A 17086-nucleotide genomic window follows, 5' to 3' on the forward strand; every position below is an offset into this window, starting at 1 on the left:
AGGGGGGGGGCGTGTGTCAATGACTGTCCGACGAATGAGGCGAGGGGGGGGGTCGCCTACCTTGCTGCCCAGGCGGAATTCTTGTTGAACAGGTTGTCGTACTGCACCGTGGCGTAGGCGCGCAGGGCATCCAGCGCGCCGGGGTTCCCGCCGTCCTCGTCGCCGAAGCCGTGCCAGGCTCCGTCGGCGGTCAAAAAGCCGTTGAGGTTGATGGCGGGGACCGCCTCGCGCACGGCCAGCAGGAAGCGCTGGTAGCCCGTCGTGGGCAGGCCCGCGGCCTCCACCAGCTTCGATCCCAGGTAGTTGAGGCTCGTGCGCCCGTTCGCGCCGCTGTCTGGCGCGTGCGCGCCCTGTGCGCGGGCGGCATCGTTCGCCCAGATGAGGTACGGCACGGTGTAGCGTTCCTGCACGGCCTCGAGCCCCAGGTCGTCGGCCGCCGAGCCGTGGGTGGCCTCGAACAGCCAGTCGCTGAAGCCGGGCTGGTGGTCGCCGAAGAAGCACAGCACCACGGGCCGGTCGAGCGCGTTCAGCCTGTCCACGAGGTAGGCGAGGTCGCGGTCGGCCTGGCGGATGACGCTCGCGTACTCGTCGAGCTCCGACGACGTGCTGCCGTCGCCGAGCGGCACGCTCACCGCCAGCTCGTCGGCGAGGCCGCCCACGTCGTAGCCGCCGTGGTTCTGCAGCGTCACGTCGAAGACGAACTGCGGGCGCTCGTCGGCCTCAAGCAGGTCGAGCACGTAGTCGTACGTCGCGCGGTCGGTGGTGAGCCCGCGCAGCGTGTCGGCGCCCTCGAACGCGGCCTGGTCGGCGAACTGGTCGAATCCCAGCTGGTCGTACACGCGGTCGCGGCGCCAGTTCGTGTTCTCGGCCGGGTGGACGGCATGGGTCGCGTAACCCAGCGCGTCGAAGTACGACACGAGGCTCTCGGCGCCGTCGAGGTCGTACAGCACGTAGGGGTACACGCCGCCGCCGAGGTGCCCCATGCTCGAGCCGGTGAGGAACTCGAACTCGCTGTTGCATGTGCCGCCGCCGAGCGCCGACACGTACGCGTCGCCCGCCTCGAGCGCTTCCGCGGCAATCTCGTAATAGTGCGCGGGGCGGGCGTCGGTGCCCGCGAGGCCGGGATAGCGCGACAGGTCCGCGAACGTCTCGTTCATGACGGCTATCACGGTGGGGGCCTCGGTCTCGCCGGCCGTCTCGGGCGCGCCGCCGCCGAGCCCGCCGATCAGCGCCGCCACGCCGTCGGCGTCATAGCCGTCCGGTTCCGCAGGGCTTAGGTCCTGCACGCGCTTGAGGAAGCAGAGGGTCGATCCCTGCTCGGCGTACGACTCCTTCACACCCCAGACGTCCACCGTGCACGCGTACGCCTCCTCCAGGTCGTAGGAGCCCAGCCACCAGCCGAAGCATGCCGCCACGGCCACGGCGCACGCCGCGTTCGCCGCGACCCGCCGCGGCGAGACCGTCGCCCTCGGCAGGAGGGAGAGCGCCGCGAGGCACAGGGCGAGCACGGCGGCAGCCTCCAGCAGCCGTGCGTCGAGCGCGAACGTGTAGCCGGATCCCACCGAGGCGGCCGTCGAGAGCGCGAACAGGTCGGCCGGCACGATGGGCTGCCCCTTGAACGCGATCACGAAATGGTTCGCCGTGCCCGCCAGGAAGCAGGCGGCCAGGAACAGGGCCACGGCCGCGCGCGAGCGCTGCCCGGCGAAGTACACGACGGCGAGGAGCAACGCGAGCACGCACAGGTTCGCCGCCGCATAGTAAGGGTCCATGGCGAGCAGGGCGTTGTTCCACGGCCGTTCCAGCAGGTAGAAGCCCGCGGGTACGGCAAGCGCCACGACAAGGGGGCGCACCGTGCCCGCCGCCCGCCCGCTCGTGCCCGGGATGCGCCCGCGCCCGAGCGACACGCAGCCGCAGGCGGCCAGCAGCAGGGCCGTGAAGGCCGTTTGCGGCCAGGGCGCTTCGACGAGGCCGGCCGCGGCGTAGAGGCACAGGCCGAGGGCCGCCAGGCAGCCGGCCAGGGCGGCGGCGAGCGCCAAGGGGCGCGGGTGCGCAGGTGCGTTGGGCGCCCGCGCGGCGGATGCGGGCTCGGTCGGGACGGCAAGGCGGGTCTGCCGCTCGGTCATAGGTACTCCTCGGTGAAAGACGGCGCTCGTCCGATACGATGCCCGTCCGCGTGCATAAGGGGATATTCCATCATACCCCTTTTCCCGCCGCCCGCACCGCGGGCTCTGGCGAGCGGTCCGCGCAGGGGCGAACCGTAACCGACGAGCAGGCCGATTGGAACGTACCTCCAGAAAACCTCGATTTCCCCTTCACATTATCTCCGAATCCCCTAGAATAAGGCAGTTGCTATCTTCCCACCACAATGCCCGGTGCGAAGGCAGCATCGTCATAACGGTCGAACCAAGGAGGAAGACACGTGACTACTGCAGTCGCATGGATGGCCCCCGTGTGCGCCTTGATTGGCATCTGCATGGCGGGCTACCTGGGTTCCTGGGTGCTCAAGCAGGACCCGGGTCCCGACAAGATGAACAACATTTCGCTGAAGATCCAGCAGGGCGCCAAGGCGTTCCTCATGAGCGAGTACAAGCTGCTCGTCATCTTCATGGTGATCGTCGCCATCGTCATGGCCGTGGCGCTGTCGCCCATCACGGCGCTCGCGTTCGTCACGGGCGGCGTCATGTCGGCCGCCGCGGGCTACGTCGGCATGCACGTGGCCACGCGCGCCAACACCCGCACGGCCCATGCCGCCGAGGAGTCGGTGGCCAAGGCGCTCAACATCAGCTTCAAGTCCGGCCTGACCATGGGCCTGTGCGTGGCGTCGTTCGCGCTGCTGGGCTTGTCGCTGTGGCTCATCGCCATGGTGTTCGGCATGGCCGCGGGCGTGGACATCAACGCCGAGCTCGCCGGCCTCATGCACACGAACATCGGCATGGTCGAGGGCTTCGCCACCGGCGCTTCCGCCGTTGCGCTGTTCGCCCGTGTGGGCGGCGGCATCTACACGAAGGCGGCCGACGTGGGCGCCGACCTCGTGGGCAAGGTGGAAGCGGGCATTCCCGAGGACGATCCCCGCAACCCCGCCACCATCGCCGACAACGTGGGCGACAACGTGGGCGACGTTGCGGGCATGGGCGCCGACCTGTTCGAGAGCTACACGGGCGCCATCCTGGCCCCCACCATCCTGGCGGCCACCTTCGGCGCGCTGGGCGGCTACTTCGCCACGGGCGACCTCGTGTGGGCGCTCGTGACCCCGGTCATCATCGCCGGCTGCGGCATCATCACGTCCATCATCGGCCTGTTCGCCGTGCGCGCCAAGGAAGGCGCCGCGCTGCACAAGGCCCTGAACCGCGGCACCTACGTCGCGGCCGGCATCGAGATCGTCGTGATCTTCTGCCTGTTCTACGCGTGGAGCACTCAGTCCGTCGACGCGCAGCCGCTGTGGCTGTTCGGCTCGGTGCTGTGCGGCCTGGTGGCGGGCCTCGCCATCGGCAAGATCACCGAGTACTTCTGCTCCGACAAGTACAAGCCGGTGCACAAGATCGCCGACGCGGCCGACACCGGCGCCGCCACGGTCATCATCGAGGGCATCGGCACGGGCATGCTCTCCACCATCGCCCCCATCGTGCTGGTGGCGCTGGCCATCATCGGCGCGTACACGTTCGGCAACCTGGCCTTCCCGCTGGCTTCGGCCGAGGGCGGCATCGCCGTGGGCCTGTTCGGCGTGGGCCTGGCCGCCACGGGCATGCTGTCCAACACCGCCATCACCATCGGCGTGGACGCCTACGGCCCCGTGGCCGACAACGCGGGCGGCATCGCCGAGATGGCGGGCCTGCCCGAGGAGGTGCGCGACCGCACCGACGCCCTCGACGCCGTGGGCAACACGACGGCCGCCATCGCGAAGGGCTTCGCCATCGCGTCCGCCGGCCTGTCGGCCATCTCGCTGTTCGTGTCCTACCAGGCCACCATGCACCATGCCATTCCGAACTTCGAGCTGACGCTCACTGACCCGCTCATCGTGGCCGGTATCTTCATCGGCGCCATGATGCCGTTCATGTTCGCCGCCCTCACCATGGGCGCGGTGTCGCGCGCGGCCCACGCCATGGTGGAGGAAGTGCGCCGCCAGTTCCGCGAGATCAAGGGCATCATGACCTACGAGGCCGAGCCCGAGTACGACAAGTGCGTGGCCATCTCCACGTCCTCGGCGCTGCGCGAGATGATGCTGCCGGGGTGCCTGGCCATCATCGTGCCGGTTGCCATCGGCTGCTTCAACCCGGCCATGCTCGGCGGCTTTTTGGCCGGCGCCGTGGCCACGGGCATGCTCATGGCCATCTTCATGTCCAACGCCGGCGGTGCGTGGGACAACGCGAAGAAGTACATCGAGCAGGGCCATCACGGCGGCAAGGGCTCCGAGGCCCACAAGGCCGCCGTCGTGGGCGACACCGTGGGCGACCCGTTCAAGGACACCTCGGGTCCGTCCATGAACATCCTCATCAACCTGATGACCATCGTGTCGCTGACGTTCGCGCCGCTGTTCATCATGATCCAGAGCCTGTTCTAGACCTTCCTGCAGAAGCGTTCTTCTCGGGGACCCCGGCGCCAAGCCGGGGTCCCCGTTGTTTTTCGGGGGCGGGGCGGCCGCCTCGCGGGCCGGAGGACCCCGCCCTGCCAGCCAGCCCCAAGGGATGTTACGGCTGCTTTACTGGGGGCAAATGCTCCGGCTTCCCCTTTGATGCATAGTTGATGATCGCGGTCGTGCCGCATGCGCAAAGCGCCTTGCGCATGCCTGCGGCGATTCGATATATGATTGAAAGGGTAAGGGACAAAAAGGCTCGGTAATCTATAGATTTCGGACGGAAACCAAGGGATGGCGAATGTGGTGTTTGCGAAACGCCTGGTAGCAGCCTCGGTGTTTCAATTATCTTTTATTCAGAATAACGACAACGGCCCCTTTTTGTCCACGGCACCGTATGCACCGTGTGTCGAGCGCCTCCTTCGAGGACCACTGCACGCAAAGGTTGTCATATTGTGCTCATCAGCCGATTGTGCGCCAAACGGGGAGTCAGAACAAATGTTTGTCCATTGCCGTATTCTATGGTATGTTCGGAGAGCACGCTGTTTCGCGGAGGAGGCTGCGCGTGATCGTCAGCGCATCGCGGCGCACGGACATACCCCGGTTCTTCATGGACTGGATGCTGAACCGCCTAAAGGAGGGGTACGCGCTCGTGCGCAACCCCATGTGCCGCACGCAGGTGAGCCGCGTGGCGCTCGGCGCAGGGGCGGTGGACTGCCTGGCGTTCTGGACGAAGGACCCCACGCCGCTGCTCGCGCAGGCCGCGCGCTTGGAGAGTGCGGCGCCCGCCCCGTACTTCGTGCAGTTCACGCTCAACGCTTACGGCGCGGACGTGGAGGCGGGGCTGCCGCGCAAGGCTGAGCTCGTGGAGACGTTCCGCGAGCTGGCACGCCTCCTGGGCCCCGAGCGCGTGGTGTGGCGCTACAGCCCGATCCTGCTCGGCGGCTCCGGCGGTCGCTACACCGAAGGGCACCACCTGCGCTACTTCGAGACGTTCGCCCGTAAGCTGGAGGGTTCCACGCGCGCGTGCCGGTTGAGCTTCCTGGACGTGTACCCCAAGATCGCGCCCCGCATGCGGGCGCTGGGCCTCTTCGGCGTGCCGGAGGGGCGGAAGGCCGCGCTCGCGCTGCGTCTGGCCGAGATAGGCGCCGCGCACGGCATGGAGGTGGGCGGCTGCGGCGATGCGGCCCTCGCGCAGGCTGGCCTGGCGGGAGCCGGCTGCATCGATGCGGCACTCGTCGCGCGCGTGGCCGGGGTGGATGCGCGCGCTGGCTCGCCGGCGGCGCCGGGGGCGTGCCGCTGCGCGCCGAGCGTGGACATCGGAACCTACGATACGTGTGCCAACGGCTGCGTGTACTGCTATGCGAACCCGGGCGCGCGACGGGAGGGCGTGGGGCGGGGGCCGGCGAGCCCGGACGGCTATCCGGGGAAGAGGGGCGACGGCGACGGCCGGGCAGGCGGATGTGCGGCGCCGGGCGGTCCGGGGGCCGTGCAGACGGGGGACGGCGCACCCTGGCGCCTCGCGCGCTACGATCCGACCGCGCCGATGCTCTGCGACGCCCTGCGGCCGGGCGACGTCGTGACCGAGCGCGCCATGCCGCCGCTGCCGAAGGCCACGCTGCCGCTGTTCTGACCCGGCGGGAGGCGGCGCGGTCGGCTGGGCCGCCCGCGGGCGCCGGGCAGGGAGGCGGGTGGATGCGCCTGCTAGCGCAGGTCGCTCACGTGCTGGCAGGCGTCGCCGTAGGGCACGTAGCGGTAGGAGGCAACGACCTCCTGGCCGTTCGCGGGATCGAGCGCCACGAAGTTGTCCAGCGTGAGCGCGTCGGGGTCTTGCGCATCGCGGTAGCCGATGAGGCAGATCCAGTGCTCGCCGTAGGGGCCGGACACGTGGGCGACCGTGGGGCGCCCGGCCGCGATCTCGTCGTAGGCCTCGCGCAGGAGCGCCGCGTCGGAGCCGAGGGAGCGGAACGACGAGTTACCGCCGCCCCAGCCGGGCCACGTGCAGCAGCCGCAGCCGTAGGCGGCGTGGTCGTTGGCCTTCCCGGTGAGCACGGCGTCGCCGTAGGCGCAGGCGTAGCCGGGGCAGCACACGGCATGCCCGCCGGCGCTTTGGTTCCCAATGGCGGCTATGAGGGCCGGGTCGTAGGCGAGCACCTTGTCGGTGCGCTGCGCGGCCGCGGCCGCCGCCCGCTCGGCCTGCTGCTGCTCGTAGACGGCCTGCGCCGTGGCGAGCACCTGCAAGTCGGACGCCGGGGACGCCGCAGCGTCGGCCCCGGGTGGGGCGGGCTCGCTTGCCGAGAGCGTTGCAGCGAGGAGCGACGAGGGCGAGGGGAGGGGCGAGGAGGAGGCCGCCGCCGACGGGGCGACCGCCGTCGCCGGGGCCGCATCTGCCCGGTCGGCAGACGGGAAAAGCAAGAGCAGCAAGGCGAGCGCCGCAAGGTATGCGGGCGCTGCCGAAAGGGCGCGCGATGCCATGGAGCAGCATCCTTTCCACGGCTGTGTCGGGTTCGTTTCGGGGGTGTTTGCAGCCGTCGGCATCCGATGGTAACGAAACGGCAACGTCCGAGGTAGCGGACCGGGTTGAAACCTGCCGAAGCATCACATCGGGCACACGTCATCCCCACAGCCCCTGCAACGATTCTCCACGGTCGCCGTGCGCCCTCGGGCGCGCAAGGGCGCTGGTCCGCCCGATCAAAGCTCGGGCGGACCGGCTTTGGCTCGGTCAGGCCGGCTCCGGCACGGCGGGCCGGTTTTTCGGCGCGGCAGCTTACGGCAAGTATGCGGCGGGCGGCCCGCGCGCCGGCAGGGGCGGGCCATGCGCTACAATGCGGGAAGGGCGCGGCCGTGCGGGCGCGGCGCCGCGCAGGGAAGCGAAGGAGGCGCGCCATGGGCGCACAGGACACCGACGTCGTCATCGTGGGGGCCGGCCCCGCCGGCATCTTCTGCGCGTTCGCGCTCGTCGAGCGCGGGTTCGCAGGGCGCATCGTCATGCTGGACAAGGGGCTGGCCGTGGAGGACCGCACGTGCCCCAAGCAGGCGGGCGGGCCGTGCCTCGGCTGCGAGCCGTGCCGCATCACCACGGGGTTCTCGGGCGCGGGCGCGTTCTCGGACGGCAAGCTGTCGCTGTCGAGCGAGGTGGGCGGCGATTTGCCCGACCTCATCGGCCACGAGGCCGTGCAGGCGGCCATCGGGGAGGTGGACGGCGTGTACCTGGCGTTCGGCGCCGACGGCCGCGTGGAGGGCGCCGGTCCCCGCCCGGAGGTGGACGGCATACGCCTGCGCGCCATCAAGGCGGGCCTCAAGCTCGTGGACTGCCCGCTGCGCCACCTGGGCACGGAGCGGGCGCGCGAGCTGTACGCGCGCTTGGAGCGCCACCTGGTCGACGCGGGCGTGGACCTGCGCTTCCGCACCACCTGCACTCAGGTGCTCGTGGACGGCGATGCCTGCACGGGCGTGGCGGCGGAGGGCCCCGAGGGCGCCTACGAGCTGCGCGCCCGTCACACGGTGGTGGCCACCGGCCGGCGCGGGGCCGACTGGCTGGAGCGCATGTGCCGCGAGCATCGGATAGCGCACGGCCCCGGTCCCGTGGACATCGGCGTGCGCGTGGAGGTGCGCAACGAGGTCATGCGCACGGTGAACGACGTGCTGTACGAGAGCAAGCTCATCGGCTACCCCAAGCCCTTCAAGAACAAGGTGCGCACGTTCTGCCAGAATCCCGGCGGCTTCGTGAGCCAGGAGAACTACGACGGGGGCCTCGCCGTGGTGAACGGCCACTCGTACAAGGAGCGGAAGTCCGCGAACACGAACCTGGCCATCCTGTGCTCGCACAACTTCTCCGAACCCTTCGACCAGCCCATCGCCTATGCGCAGAAGGTGGGCGAGCTCACGAACATGCTGGGCGACGGTCGCATCCTCGTGCAGCGCCTGGGCGACATCCTGGACGGGAAGCGCACCTGGGACAAGGAGCTGCGCCGCAGCAACGTGGCGCCCACGCTGGGCGATGCGGTGGCCGGCGACATAACGGCCGCCATGCCCTACCGCGCCATGACGAACATCCTGGCCTTCATGCTGGCCGTGGACGAGGTGGTGCCCGGCTTCGCCGCCCCCGAGACGCTGCTGTACTCGCCGGAGCTCAAGTTCTACAGCAACCGTGTGAAGATGGACGAGGGCTTCCGCACGAGCGTGCGGGGCCTGCGCTGCCTGGGGGACTCGAGCGGCTGGACGCGCGGGCTCATGATGGCATCCGTCATGGGCTATTTGGCGGGACGTTCGCTTGCCGACGCCTAGAACAGGGGAAACGCGCGCGTACTCCATCTGCATGACACGGTGCGCGCAGGCTGCATGACGAAAATCAGCCGTCTGCACGATAGCCGGGCGGCGTGCAACGGCCCATACTGCGGAGCTGTTTGAAACCGATGGGGACGATTCCCCGCGCATTGGAGGCGTACTATGAAGATCCTCGGTATGGGCATGCCCGAACTGCTCATCATCCTCGGCGTAATTCTGCTCATCTTCGGCCCGAAGAACCTGCCGAAGCTCGGCGCCGCGCTGGGCTCGACGGTGAAGAACCTGCGCGAGGGCCTTGGCGGCGACAAGAAGGTCGAGAGCGTCGACGACGACGCCGAGATCGTGGAGTCCGAGGACGAGGACGCCGCCGAGGGCGACGAGCCCAAGGCCGCGAAGAAGGTGCGCGCCCGCAAGGCCGCCTAGGCACGCAATCCCGCGCGCTGCGCGCAAGCGCATGCGCTGTTCCTTCCCTTGAGCGCGAACTCCCTCCTCGCGCTCGGCCATGCGCCTGTGCAACCGCACGGGCGCATGGCCGTTTCAGGGGAGGGGTCGCGAGCCCTCCGTCCCCCCGCGAGTCGGCCCGCTCCCGCTCTCGCGAGCCGGCGCGAATCGTGCGTGCTGGGGGAGCGATCCGGCGCATCGGGAAGTCCCCGAGGTCGACCGCATGCGCCGGGCGGCCGCCTTCGGACGCGGGCACCCGGCCGGCTGGTGCGAACGGTCGGATGCTCCCGTCTCCCAAGCCTTCTCCTTGCGGCTCGCTCCCTGGCGCGATCCCTCTCGCTTGTTGGGCTGGATCCGCTTCCCGTGCTCGTTTTGCGGGTGCGCGCGCTGCGGGGCCGGCCGCGGGCCGGCATGCGCTATCATGGTGCTTCCGATATCCGCAGGGGAAGGGAGGCCCGGGCATGGGCGCGCATCGCCGTGGCGGCAGGGCCTCCCTGCGCGCCGTCGCAGGGTTCGCCTGCAACCAGGGCTTCGTCTTCTCGCTGTTCTACATGGGCGCGAACCGGGCGTTCGGCGAGGGCATCCTGTCGTTCGAGCGGGCGGACCTGTTCGGCACGCTGCTGTTCATGATGGTTTCGTTCGGCCTCCTGCGCGTGGCCTCCCCCAAGGCGCGCGGGGCGCTGCTCGCGCGGCCGCTTCTGTGGTGCTACGCCGTGCTGCTCGTGGTGGGCTCGATCGTGCCGGCGCTCGCCGGGAATCCGGCTCCGGCGAGCCTCGCGCTGGAGAGCGCGCTCGTGGGCCTGCCCGCCGGGCTCATGCTGGCCGCGTGGGGCCGTGCGCTGGGCGGGCTGCCGCTGGACCGGGCGCTGCCGGCGGTGTTCGTGGGCTCGGCCGTGGGCGCCACGGCCTGCTTCGCCATGGCGACGGTGCCGGTGGAGGGCGCCGCCTTCTTGTTGAAGCTGCTGCCGCTGGGCAGCGCCTGGGCGCTCCAGGCCCTCGTCTGCGCGGGTGCCCGGCCCGGCAGGGGCGGCGGCGCTGCGGCGGCCGGCGCCGGCGCCCACGATGGCGAGGCCCCTGCGGTCGGCAGGGCTGCAGGGGCCTCGGCCGTGCAGGCCGCCTCGGCCGCCTGCGCCGCCGGGGCCGCGTCCTCGGCCCGCGCCCCGCAGGGCGCCGAGCCCCCGGAGTCCCCGCTGTCGCTGCGGGTGCTGCTGGCCACGCCCGCCGAGCGGGCGCAGGCGGCGCGCCTCTCGCTCAAGATGGTGGCCGGCACCGTGCTGTTCGGCTTGGCGGCGGGCTTCATGGAAACGTACGGCTCGGACCCTGGCATGGCGTCCACGCCCGCCTTCCCCGCCACGCTGCTGCTGTTCGTGCTGTTCTGCATCGCGGCCCTGCAGCTTCTGGCCACAGGAGGCCTCGACCTCGAGGCGGGCCCGGGCGCGGCATCGGGAACGGGCGCCGCCGGCGGCCCGGGCGCGGCGACCCCCGACGACGGCGCGCCCGCCGAGCCCGAGGGGCCGCTCGACGACGTGTACCGGCTGGCCGTCCTCGTGATGATGGCGGGCTTTCTGTTCGTGCCCGTGCTCGGCGACTTCGGCGTGCCGGGCGAGGCCATCGTGCTGGCGGGCTACCTGGGGCTGTCGGCCGTGCTCGTGTCGCTGTTCCTGGTCATGGCGCGCATCACGGGGCAGGATGCGGCGCAGTCGTTCGCCCGCGGCTTCACGGCCCTGTTCGCGGGCGAGATGGCCGGCGTGGCGCTGGGCAACGTCATCGACGTGGTGGCCGGCACCGAGCAGACGCCCTACGTCGTGGTGGCCTGCGCCGGCCTCGCGGCGCTCTACGCGTTCCTCTTCCTGTTCACCGAGCGCGACTTCCGGGCGCTGTCCGTCATCGCGCGCGACGCCGACCGCTTCGACGACGCGTGCTCGCTCATCGCCGCCGAGAACGGCCTGTCCAAGCGCGAGGCCGAGATCCTCCCGTTCGCGCTCAAGGGCCGCACGGGCGAGCGCATCGCCGCCGAGTTCTACATCTCGAAGAGCACGGTGTACACCCACCTGCGCCGCATCTACGCGAAGTGCGGCGTCCACGGCCGCCAGGAGCTCATCGACCTGGGCGAGCGCACCGAGCGCCGCCTGTCGGGCCGCTAGGGCCCCGCTTGGGCCCATGCCCTGCGGCAGCCGGGCCCTCCGGGCGCCCGCCCGCCGCGCCCTGCGCCGCCCTGGCGCAGAACGCGGGCCTTCCGCGCATCCCGTCCGCTCCCGCACGTCTGCGCGGGCCCGGATAGGGTACAATCGGTTGTCGAAGGTGGGGGAGCTGGCGCAGCGGGCGCCTTGGCGAGGCGAAGGCGGGAGCGTCGCATGGGACAGGAGAGAAGGCGGGGCCCCGGCCGTTGGAGCCGGGTCGACGTCCAGGTGTCGATGGTCGCGGCCGCCGTCGTCGCGCTGTCGTTTCTGTGCGTGTACGTGTTCAACTACCAGATAACCTATCGGGACATGATATCCACGCTCAAGGAGCGCTCCGACAGCATCTACGGGTACGTCGAGGACGCGCTGGACAAGTCCACGTTCCTCGCCATCGAGGGCGCCGACGACGTCGACGGCGACGACGATCCGGCCCGTCCCGCCTACCGGGAGATGAAGGAGTCGTTCAAGGAGGTCAAGGCCGCCACCGGCGTGCGCTACCTCTACACGGCGAAGCGCGCGGCCGACGGCACGCTCGTCTACCTCGTGGACGGCCTCCCCTCGGAAAGCGACGACTTCCGCAATCCGGGCGACCCCATCGAGCAGGAGATCGTCGGCGATATGGAGCGCGCCCTGGCCGACGAGGTGGTCTACCCGACCGACATCAAGTCGACCGACTGGGGGCACATCTTCGTGTCGTACTATCCCATCCACGACGAGGGGCGCGTCGTGGGCGTCGTGGGCATCGAGTTCGATGCCGAGCGCCAGTTCGAGACGTTCCGCACGGTGCGCATCGGCACGCCGCTCATAGGGATCGCGTTCTGCCTCGCGGCCGTGGCCGTGTCGGTGGTGCTGTTCAGGCGCATCTCGAACCCCGCCTACCGCGATTTGGCGAACACGGACTACCTGACGGGGCTCAAGAGCCGCAACGCGTTCGAGGTGGACGTGGCGAACTGGAACCGCACGGGCGCCAGGGTTGCCGGGGTCGTGGCCGTCGACGTCGACGGGTTGAAGGCGGTGAACGACGAGCTGGGGCATGCGGAGGGCGACGAGCTCATCCGCGCGGCGGCCGGGGTCGTGTCCTCATGCTGCGGGGGCTTGGGGCCGGTGTACCGCGTGGGCGGCGACGAGTTCGCCGTCTGCTGCTTCGAGCTGGACGAGCGCGCCGGACGCCGCATCGCCGACGACCTGCGTGCCGCCTGCGCCGCCGTGGGCGTGGCCGGCCGGCCCCTGTCGCTGTCCGTGGGATGGGCGGTGCGGGAGACGGGCGAGGACATCATGCAGGCCCACCGCCGCGCCGACGAGCGCATGTACGAGGACAAGGCGCGCGCCCACCGCGACCGCAGGTCGGGGGAGCATGCCGGGGGCTCCGGGTTCGGCGAGGCGGCGGGATCGCCGGAGCCTCCGCCGCCCGGAGGCCGAGGCGCCTGATGCGCCCCGGCACGGCCGACCCCCGTCCCAGTCCGGCCGGGGCCGCGCCGAGGCGGGGGTCGGCCCCTAGCGTGCGGGCATCTCGAAGCCTTCGAGCGCGCGGTTGAGGAAGTCGTTCAGCGGCTTCATGCGCTCGAACTCGCGTGCGGCCGCCTCGGCGAAGCCGGGCGCGGCCACGTCCTCGTCGGGCACGGGCAGCTCCAGGTACCAGCTCTTGAACTTGAGCCAGCCGGCCTGGGGGTGCGCCGCATCGAAGCCCTGCGGCACGCGCTTGAGGGCCTCGCCCTCCACCTGCAGGGGCGCCAGGCCCTCCACGACGCGCTCCCAGGCGTCGCCGTCCGCCGCGATGGCGCGCCGAACGCGGTCGGTGGCGTCCTTGAACATGGCTGCGAACAGCCCTCCTCCCAGAAACGAGCGGCCGCCCGGCCTGACCATGAGGTAGTAGCCCACGGGCACGGGCAGCTTGCCCGCCGGCCCCACATGGGCGCGCAGCGACGGGTTGTAGGGCGATTTGTCGTTGGAGAAGCGCGTGTCGCGCGTGAGCTTGAACGTGAGCTTCTTCGGGTCGTGGCCCAGCACGGCGGGGTCGAACGCGCCCACGCGCTGCTGCACGTCGGCGACGAGGACGTCGAAGGCGGCGAGGGCACCGGCGCGCTCGGCCTTCGTCTCGGCGAACCAGGCGCGGTCGTTGTGGGCCTCCAGCTCGGCCAGGTAGGCGAGCGCCGCGCCCATCCCGGCATCGGCGCCGGCGCCCTTCGCGGCGCTCATTCGGACACCGCCTGCGCGAACACGTCCGAGGCCACGAGGCTGCGGGCGAACGCGGCCGCATCGGAGGGGCAGCGGTAGCGCGGCAGCGACGCGAACACGCCCGACGCGTCGTCGAGCAGCTCCATGGCGTCGGTCCGCGCCTCGGCCGACGGGGCCCCGCCGCGCCCGCCCGCCGCAACCGGCTCGCAGGCGTCCTCGGCCAGCGCCTCGAGCGCCTGGAAGCCGGGGCGGGCGGGATCGATGCGGTGCGTGGCGATAGCGTAGTCCACGCGCCGCGCGCAGCGGCAGGGCCCGCCGGCCACGCCGCAGTAGGCCGTGAGGAACTCTGCCATGCGCGCCCGCGCGCGCGAGAGCCGCTGGCGGTACGCCTCGGGCGTGATGCCGAGCGCGTCGGCCGCGGCCCGGCTGTCCATCTTGAACATGGTGCCCAGCACGAACGCGCTGCGCCCCTCCACGTCCAGGCACTGCAGCATGCCGTGCATGCACGATACCTTTAGCTCGCGTTCCAGCAGGCTGCGGTCCGCGCCGCCGGCCAGGTCGGGCACGTCGTGCTCGCGTCCCGAGGCGATGTCCTCGCCGTACACGTCGAAGCTCACGGGACGCTGGGCGAACAGGCCCTTGCGGTAGGTGGCCAGGTGGTTGAGCGCGATGCGGAACACCCAGGTGGAAAACGCGCTCTCGCGGCGGAACCCGGACAGGCGCGTGCACGCCTTCACCAGCACCTCCTGCGTGGCGTCCTCGGCGTCGGGCACGGTGCCCAGCATGCGCAGCGCCAGGTTGAACACCTGGTCCTGCACGCTTGCCAGCAGCTTGCCCAGGGCCTTCTCGTCCCCAGCGAGCGCGGCGTCGATCAATGCGTTCTCGTCGGTCATGCGGTTCCCCTCTCGTTCTCGTCGGCCGGATGGGATGCGGGCCGCTGCGCGGGCAGCCGCAACGGCCGCCGCGGGCGCGCCCGCGCCCTCTGGTGCATTGGACGCGCCTGTGCACCCGCGTGTGACAGGGAAATCGAAAAATTCCGGGAAAGGTGCGATTCTCGCATGCCGCCAGGGCGGAACGCGGGGGCTGGCCGACGCGTTCCGGCGGCGGAACCCTGCGCGCCGCCGGGCGAGCGCACGCGGTTCGCGCCGGCATCGGCGGGTGCCGTGCCTCGCCCCGCGCCTTACCAGCCGCCTTCCGCGAGCGTCTCGCCGGCGAGCGACTTGAGCGCGAACGCCCCGTGCTCGTACACGGTGTAGCCCGCCGCGCCGTCCTTCGGGATAGATGTGCTGCCGGGGTTCGCGAACAGCACGCCGCCGCGGTCTTCGAGCGCCTTCACGTGGGTGTGGCCGGTGAGGAGCGCGCTGCCGGGCGCGAGGGCGGGCGGGTCGTCGGGCGTCATGCGCGGCACGTGGCCGTGGGTGAGGTACAGCAGGTGCCCGTCTGCCTCCACCAGGGCGTAGTCGGCCAGGCAGGGGAAGTCGAGCACCATCTGGTCGACCTCGGCGTCGCAGTTGCCGCGCACGGCCGTGATGCGCGCGGCCATGCCGTTCAGCACGCTCGCAACCTCCCGGGGCGCGTAGCCCTCCGGCAGGTCGTTGCGCGGCCCGTGGTACAGCAGGTCGCCCAGCAGGAGCACGCGGTCGGGCGCCTCGGCCTCGATGCGCGCGGCCAGCGAGCGCACGGCCGGCGCCGCGCCGTGCAGGTCGGATGCGATGACGAGCTTCATGGAACCTCCGATCAGTGGGAAGCCCCCAGTGTAGCGCACCGGCTCCCGACACGCGATACCGCCGTGCCGAGACCGTCCGGCGGCCAAGGGCCGCCTTCGGTCTTCCTCTTCCGGCTCATCCCAGGTCGGCGCAGTAGCCGCGGGTGACGGTGCGCAGGGGGCTCTCGGGGAACAGGTGGGCGAACAGCGACGTGAAGTAGCGGTCGGTCATGGACGCCAGGTAGTCCACCACGATCTGGTTCGGCTCGCCGGCCAGGTACTCCTCGGGCGTTATGGTGGCGGAGCGGGCGGCCAGGCTGCGCACGTGGTGACGGAAAACCGGCGAGCCCTCGTCGCCGCGCACGAGGTCGCCGAGCAGGCGCGCGTAGAGTTCCTCGAACATGGCGCCCACCACGTTGCCGTCGTTGCCCGCCATGCCCTCGCGCGCGTAGATGAGCTCGTAGTTCTGCCGCTTCGCCTGCTTGAGGTCGTTGAAGGCGGCCTCGGAGAGCGCGATGCGGTCGGTCCCGTAGCTCTCGTTCACGATGTCCACCGTGAGGTTGTTGATGATGCGGGCGTTGTCGCGCCCCAGGTAGTCCGACTCGAACGCGTCGAGCGAGTCCACCACGCCCAGCTCGATGGCGTCGTAGCGGTCCTTGCCCACGTAGGCGATCATGTCGGCCACGCGCACGACGCAGCCCTCGAGCGTGGAGGGACGCAGCCGGCCGATGGCGCCCTCGTCGGCCGTGCAGGCTTCCACCAACGCATCGAGCTCGTCGAAGGAGGCGGTGCTCCCCGTGCGCAGCACCTGCTGGGCGAACTCGCCGTTGTGGCAGAGCACGCCGTCGAGCGTCTGCAGGCTCACGTTGCGCCGGTACAGCTGGTCGAGCACGCGCACGGAGTGCACGTTGTGGTTGAAGAAGCGCCCCGTGCGCGCATGGTAGCACTGCGACAGGTAGCGCTCGCCAGCGTGCCCGAACGGCGTGTGGCCCACGTCGTGCCCGAGCGCGATGGCCTCGATGAGCTCGCAGTTCAGCCCCAGCAGGCTGCCGATGCCCCGCGCGATGCGGCTCACCAGCTGCACGTGCAGGCCGCGCCGGCAGATGTCGTCGTTCTCCACGAACGAGAACACCTGCGTCTTGTCGGCGTAGCGGTTGTACGCGGGCACGTTGAGGATCTTCTCGATGTCGCGCGCGAAGGCGGGGCGGGCGAGCGTGGCCTCGTCGTGGGGCTTCGGCTCGCGCCGCACGACGTCGGCGTCGTCGAAGGCGCGCGGGTGCCGCCGTCCCGCCTTCCGGTCGGCGCGGATGGCGGCCTCGACCTCGGGGTCGAGCGTGCGGTAGGGGATGCTCGTGCGTTCCATAGGCGTCCTCTGCGAAGAAGCGCCGCCGCGGCGGCGCGCGTCGTGTTCGTCGGGGACATTGTAGCGCACGGAGGCGCGTCCCGCCGCCTGAACCGCGCAGCGAACGAATGTTTCACGTGAAACAGGCAGGCGGCGAGAGGGCGCCGAACCACGATACGGGTGTTCTGACGTCCCCTTTGACGCATGGACGGTGATGCGGATCGTACCGCATGCGCAAAACGCCTTGCGCATGCCTGCGGCGATTAGATATATGACTGAAAGCATAAGGGACAAAAAGACCCGGTAATCTATAGATTTCGGACGGAAACCAAGGGATGGCGAATGCGGCGTTTGCGAAACGCCTGGTAACAGGGCCGGTGTTTTAA

12 protein-coding genes are annotated in these 17086 nt (G+C 70.6%); 6 read left to right on the forward strand and 6 right to left on the reverse strand.

Features of this window, described 5'->3' with window-relative positions; all coding sequences use genetic code 11:
- Positions 1–56 precede the first annotated feature (56 nt).
- Positions 57–2123, reverse strand: a complete 2067-nt coding sequence (locus tag C1877_RS06290; RefSeq protein ID WP_114568704.1) for an LTA synthase family protein — start codon at positions 2121–2123, stop codon at positions 57–59.
- 317 nt (positions 2124–2440) lie between these two features.
- Between C1877_RS06290 and C1877_RS06295 the strand changes: the two genes are divergently transcribed.
- Both C1877_RS06295 and C1877_RS06300 read left to right on the forward strand, forming a co-directional pair.
- On the forward strand, positions 2441–4558 hold the full coding sequence (locus tag C1877_RS06295; protein ID WP_154248501.1) for a sodium-translocating pyrophosphatase: 2118 nt from the start codon (positions 2441–2443) through the stop codon (positions 4556–4558).
- A 577-nt stretch (positions 4559–5135) separates the two neighbouring features.
- Entirely contained in the window at positions 5136–6203 is a 1068-nt protein-coding gene (locus C1877_RS06300; RefSeq protein ID WP_114568706.1) for a DUF1848 domain-containing protein, read from the forward strand.
- A gap of 71 nt (positions 6204–6274) precedes the next feature.
- Here the strand turns inward: C1877_RS06300 and C1877_RS06305 are convergent, their stop codons facing one another.
- On the reverse strand, positions 6275–7045 hold the full coding sequence (locus tag C1877_RS06305; RefSeq protein ID WP_227155068.1) for a cysteine peptidase family C39 domain-containing protein: 771 nt from the start codon (positions 7043–7045) through the stop codon (positions 6275–6277).
- Between the two features lie 411 nt (positions 7046–7456).
- On the opposite strand from C1877_RS06305, the gene C1877_RS06310 reads away from it, so the two are divergent.
- The 4 genes from C1877_RS06310 (at position 7457) to C1877_RS06325 (ending at position 12906) form a co-directional block, all read left to right on the forward strand.
- The gene (locus C1877_RS06310; RefSeq protein ID WP_114568707.1) at positions 7457–8857 is read left to right on the forward strand and encodes an NAD(P)/FAD-dependent oxidoreductase; all 1401 of its coding nucleotides are present in this window, start codon (positions 7457–7459) and stop codon (positions 8855–8857) included.
- Positions 8858–9019: 162 nt separating this feature from the next.
- Positions 9020–9280: a twin-arginine translocase TatA/TatE family subunit gene (locus C1877_RS06315; RefSeq protein ID WP_015540211.1), complete on the forward strand. Its 261-nt coding sequence runs from the start codon at positions 9020–9022 to the stop codon at positions 9278–9280.
- Between the two features lie 479 nt (positions 9281–9759).
- The gene (locus C1877_RS06320) at positions 9760–11442 is read left to right on the forward strand and encodes a helix-turn-helix transcriptional regulator (protein WP_244909804.1); all 1683 of its coding nucleotides are present in this window, start codon (positions 9760–9762) and stop codon (positions 11440–11442) included.
- Positions 11443–11652: 210 nt separating this feature from the next.
- Entirely contained in the window at positions 11653–12906 is a 1254-nt protein-coding gene (locus C1877_RS06325) for a GGDEF domain-containing protein (protein ID WP_114568708.1), read from the forward strand.
- Between the two features lie 66 nt (positions 12907–12972).
- Here the strand turns inward: C1877_RS06325 and C1877_RS06330 are convergent, their stop codons facing one another.
- From C1877_RS06330 to C1877_RS06345, 4 genes are all read right to left on the reverse strand, one after another.
- On the reverse strand, positions 12973–13674 hold the full coding sequence (locus C1877_RS06330) for a DUF2461 domain-containing protein (RefSeq protein ID WP_227155065.1): 702 nt from the start codon (positions 13672–13674) through the stop codon (positions 12973–12975).
- Entirely contained in the window at positions 13671–14546 is an 876-nt protein-coding gene (locus tag C1877_RS06335; protein ID WP_114568709.1) for an RNA polymerase sigma factor, read from the reverse strand. The genes C1877_RS06330 and C1877_RS06335 overlap by 4 nt, the downstream gene beginning before the upstream one ends.
- Positions 14547–14833: 287 nt before the next feature.
- Entirely contained in the window at positions 14834–15379 is a 546-nt protein-coding gene (gene yfcE / locus C1877_RS06340; protein ID WP_114568710.1) for a phosphodiesterase, read from the reverse strand.
- 115 nt (positions 15380–15494) lie between these two features.
- On the reverse strand, positions 15495–16721 hold the full coding sequence (locus C1877_RS06345) for a deoxyguanosinetriphosphate triphosphohydrolase family protein (protein ID WP_015540210.1): 1227 nt from the start codon (positions 16719–16721) through the stop codon (positions 15495–15497).
- Positions 16722–17086: the final 365 nt, after the last annotated feature.

Origin of the sequence: Gordonibacter pamelaeae (assembly GCF_003340385.1) — a bacterium.
Taxonomy (GTDB): Bacteria; Actinomycetota; Coriobacteriia; order Coriobacteriales; family Eggerthellaceae; genus Gordonibacter; species Gordonibacter pamelaeae.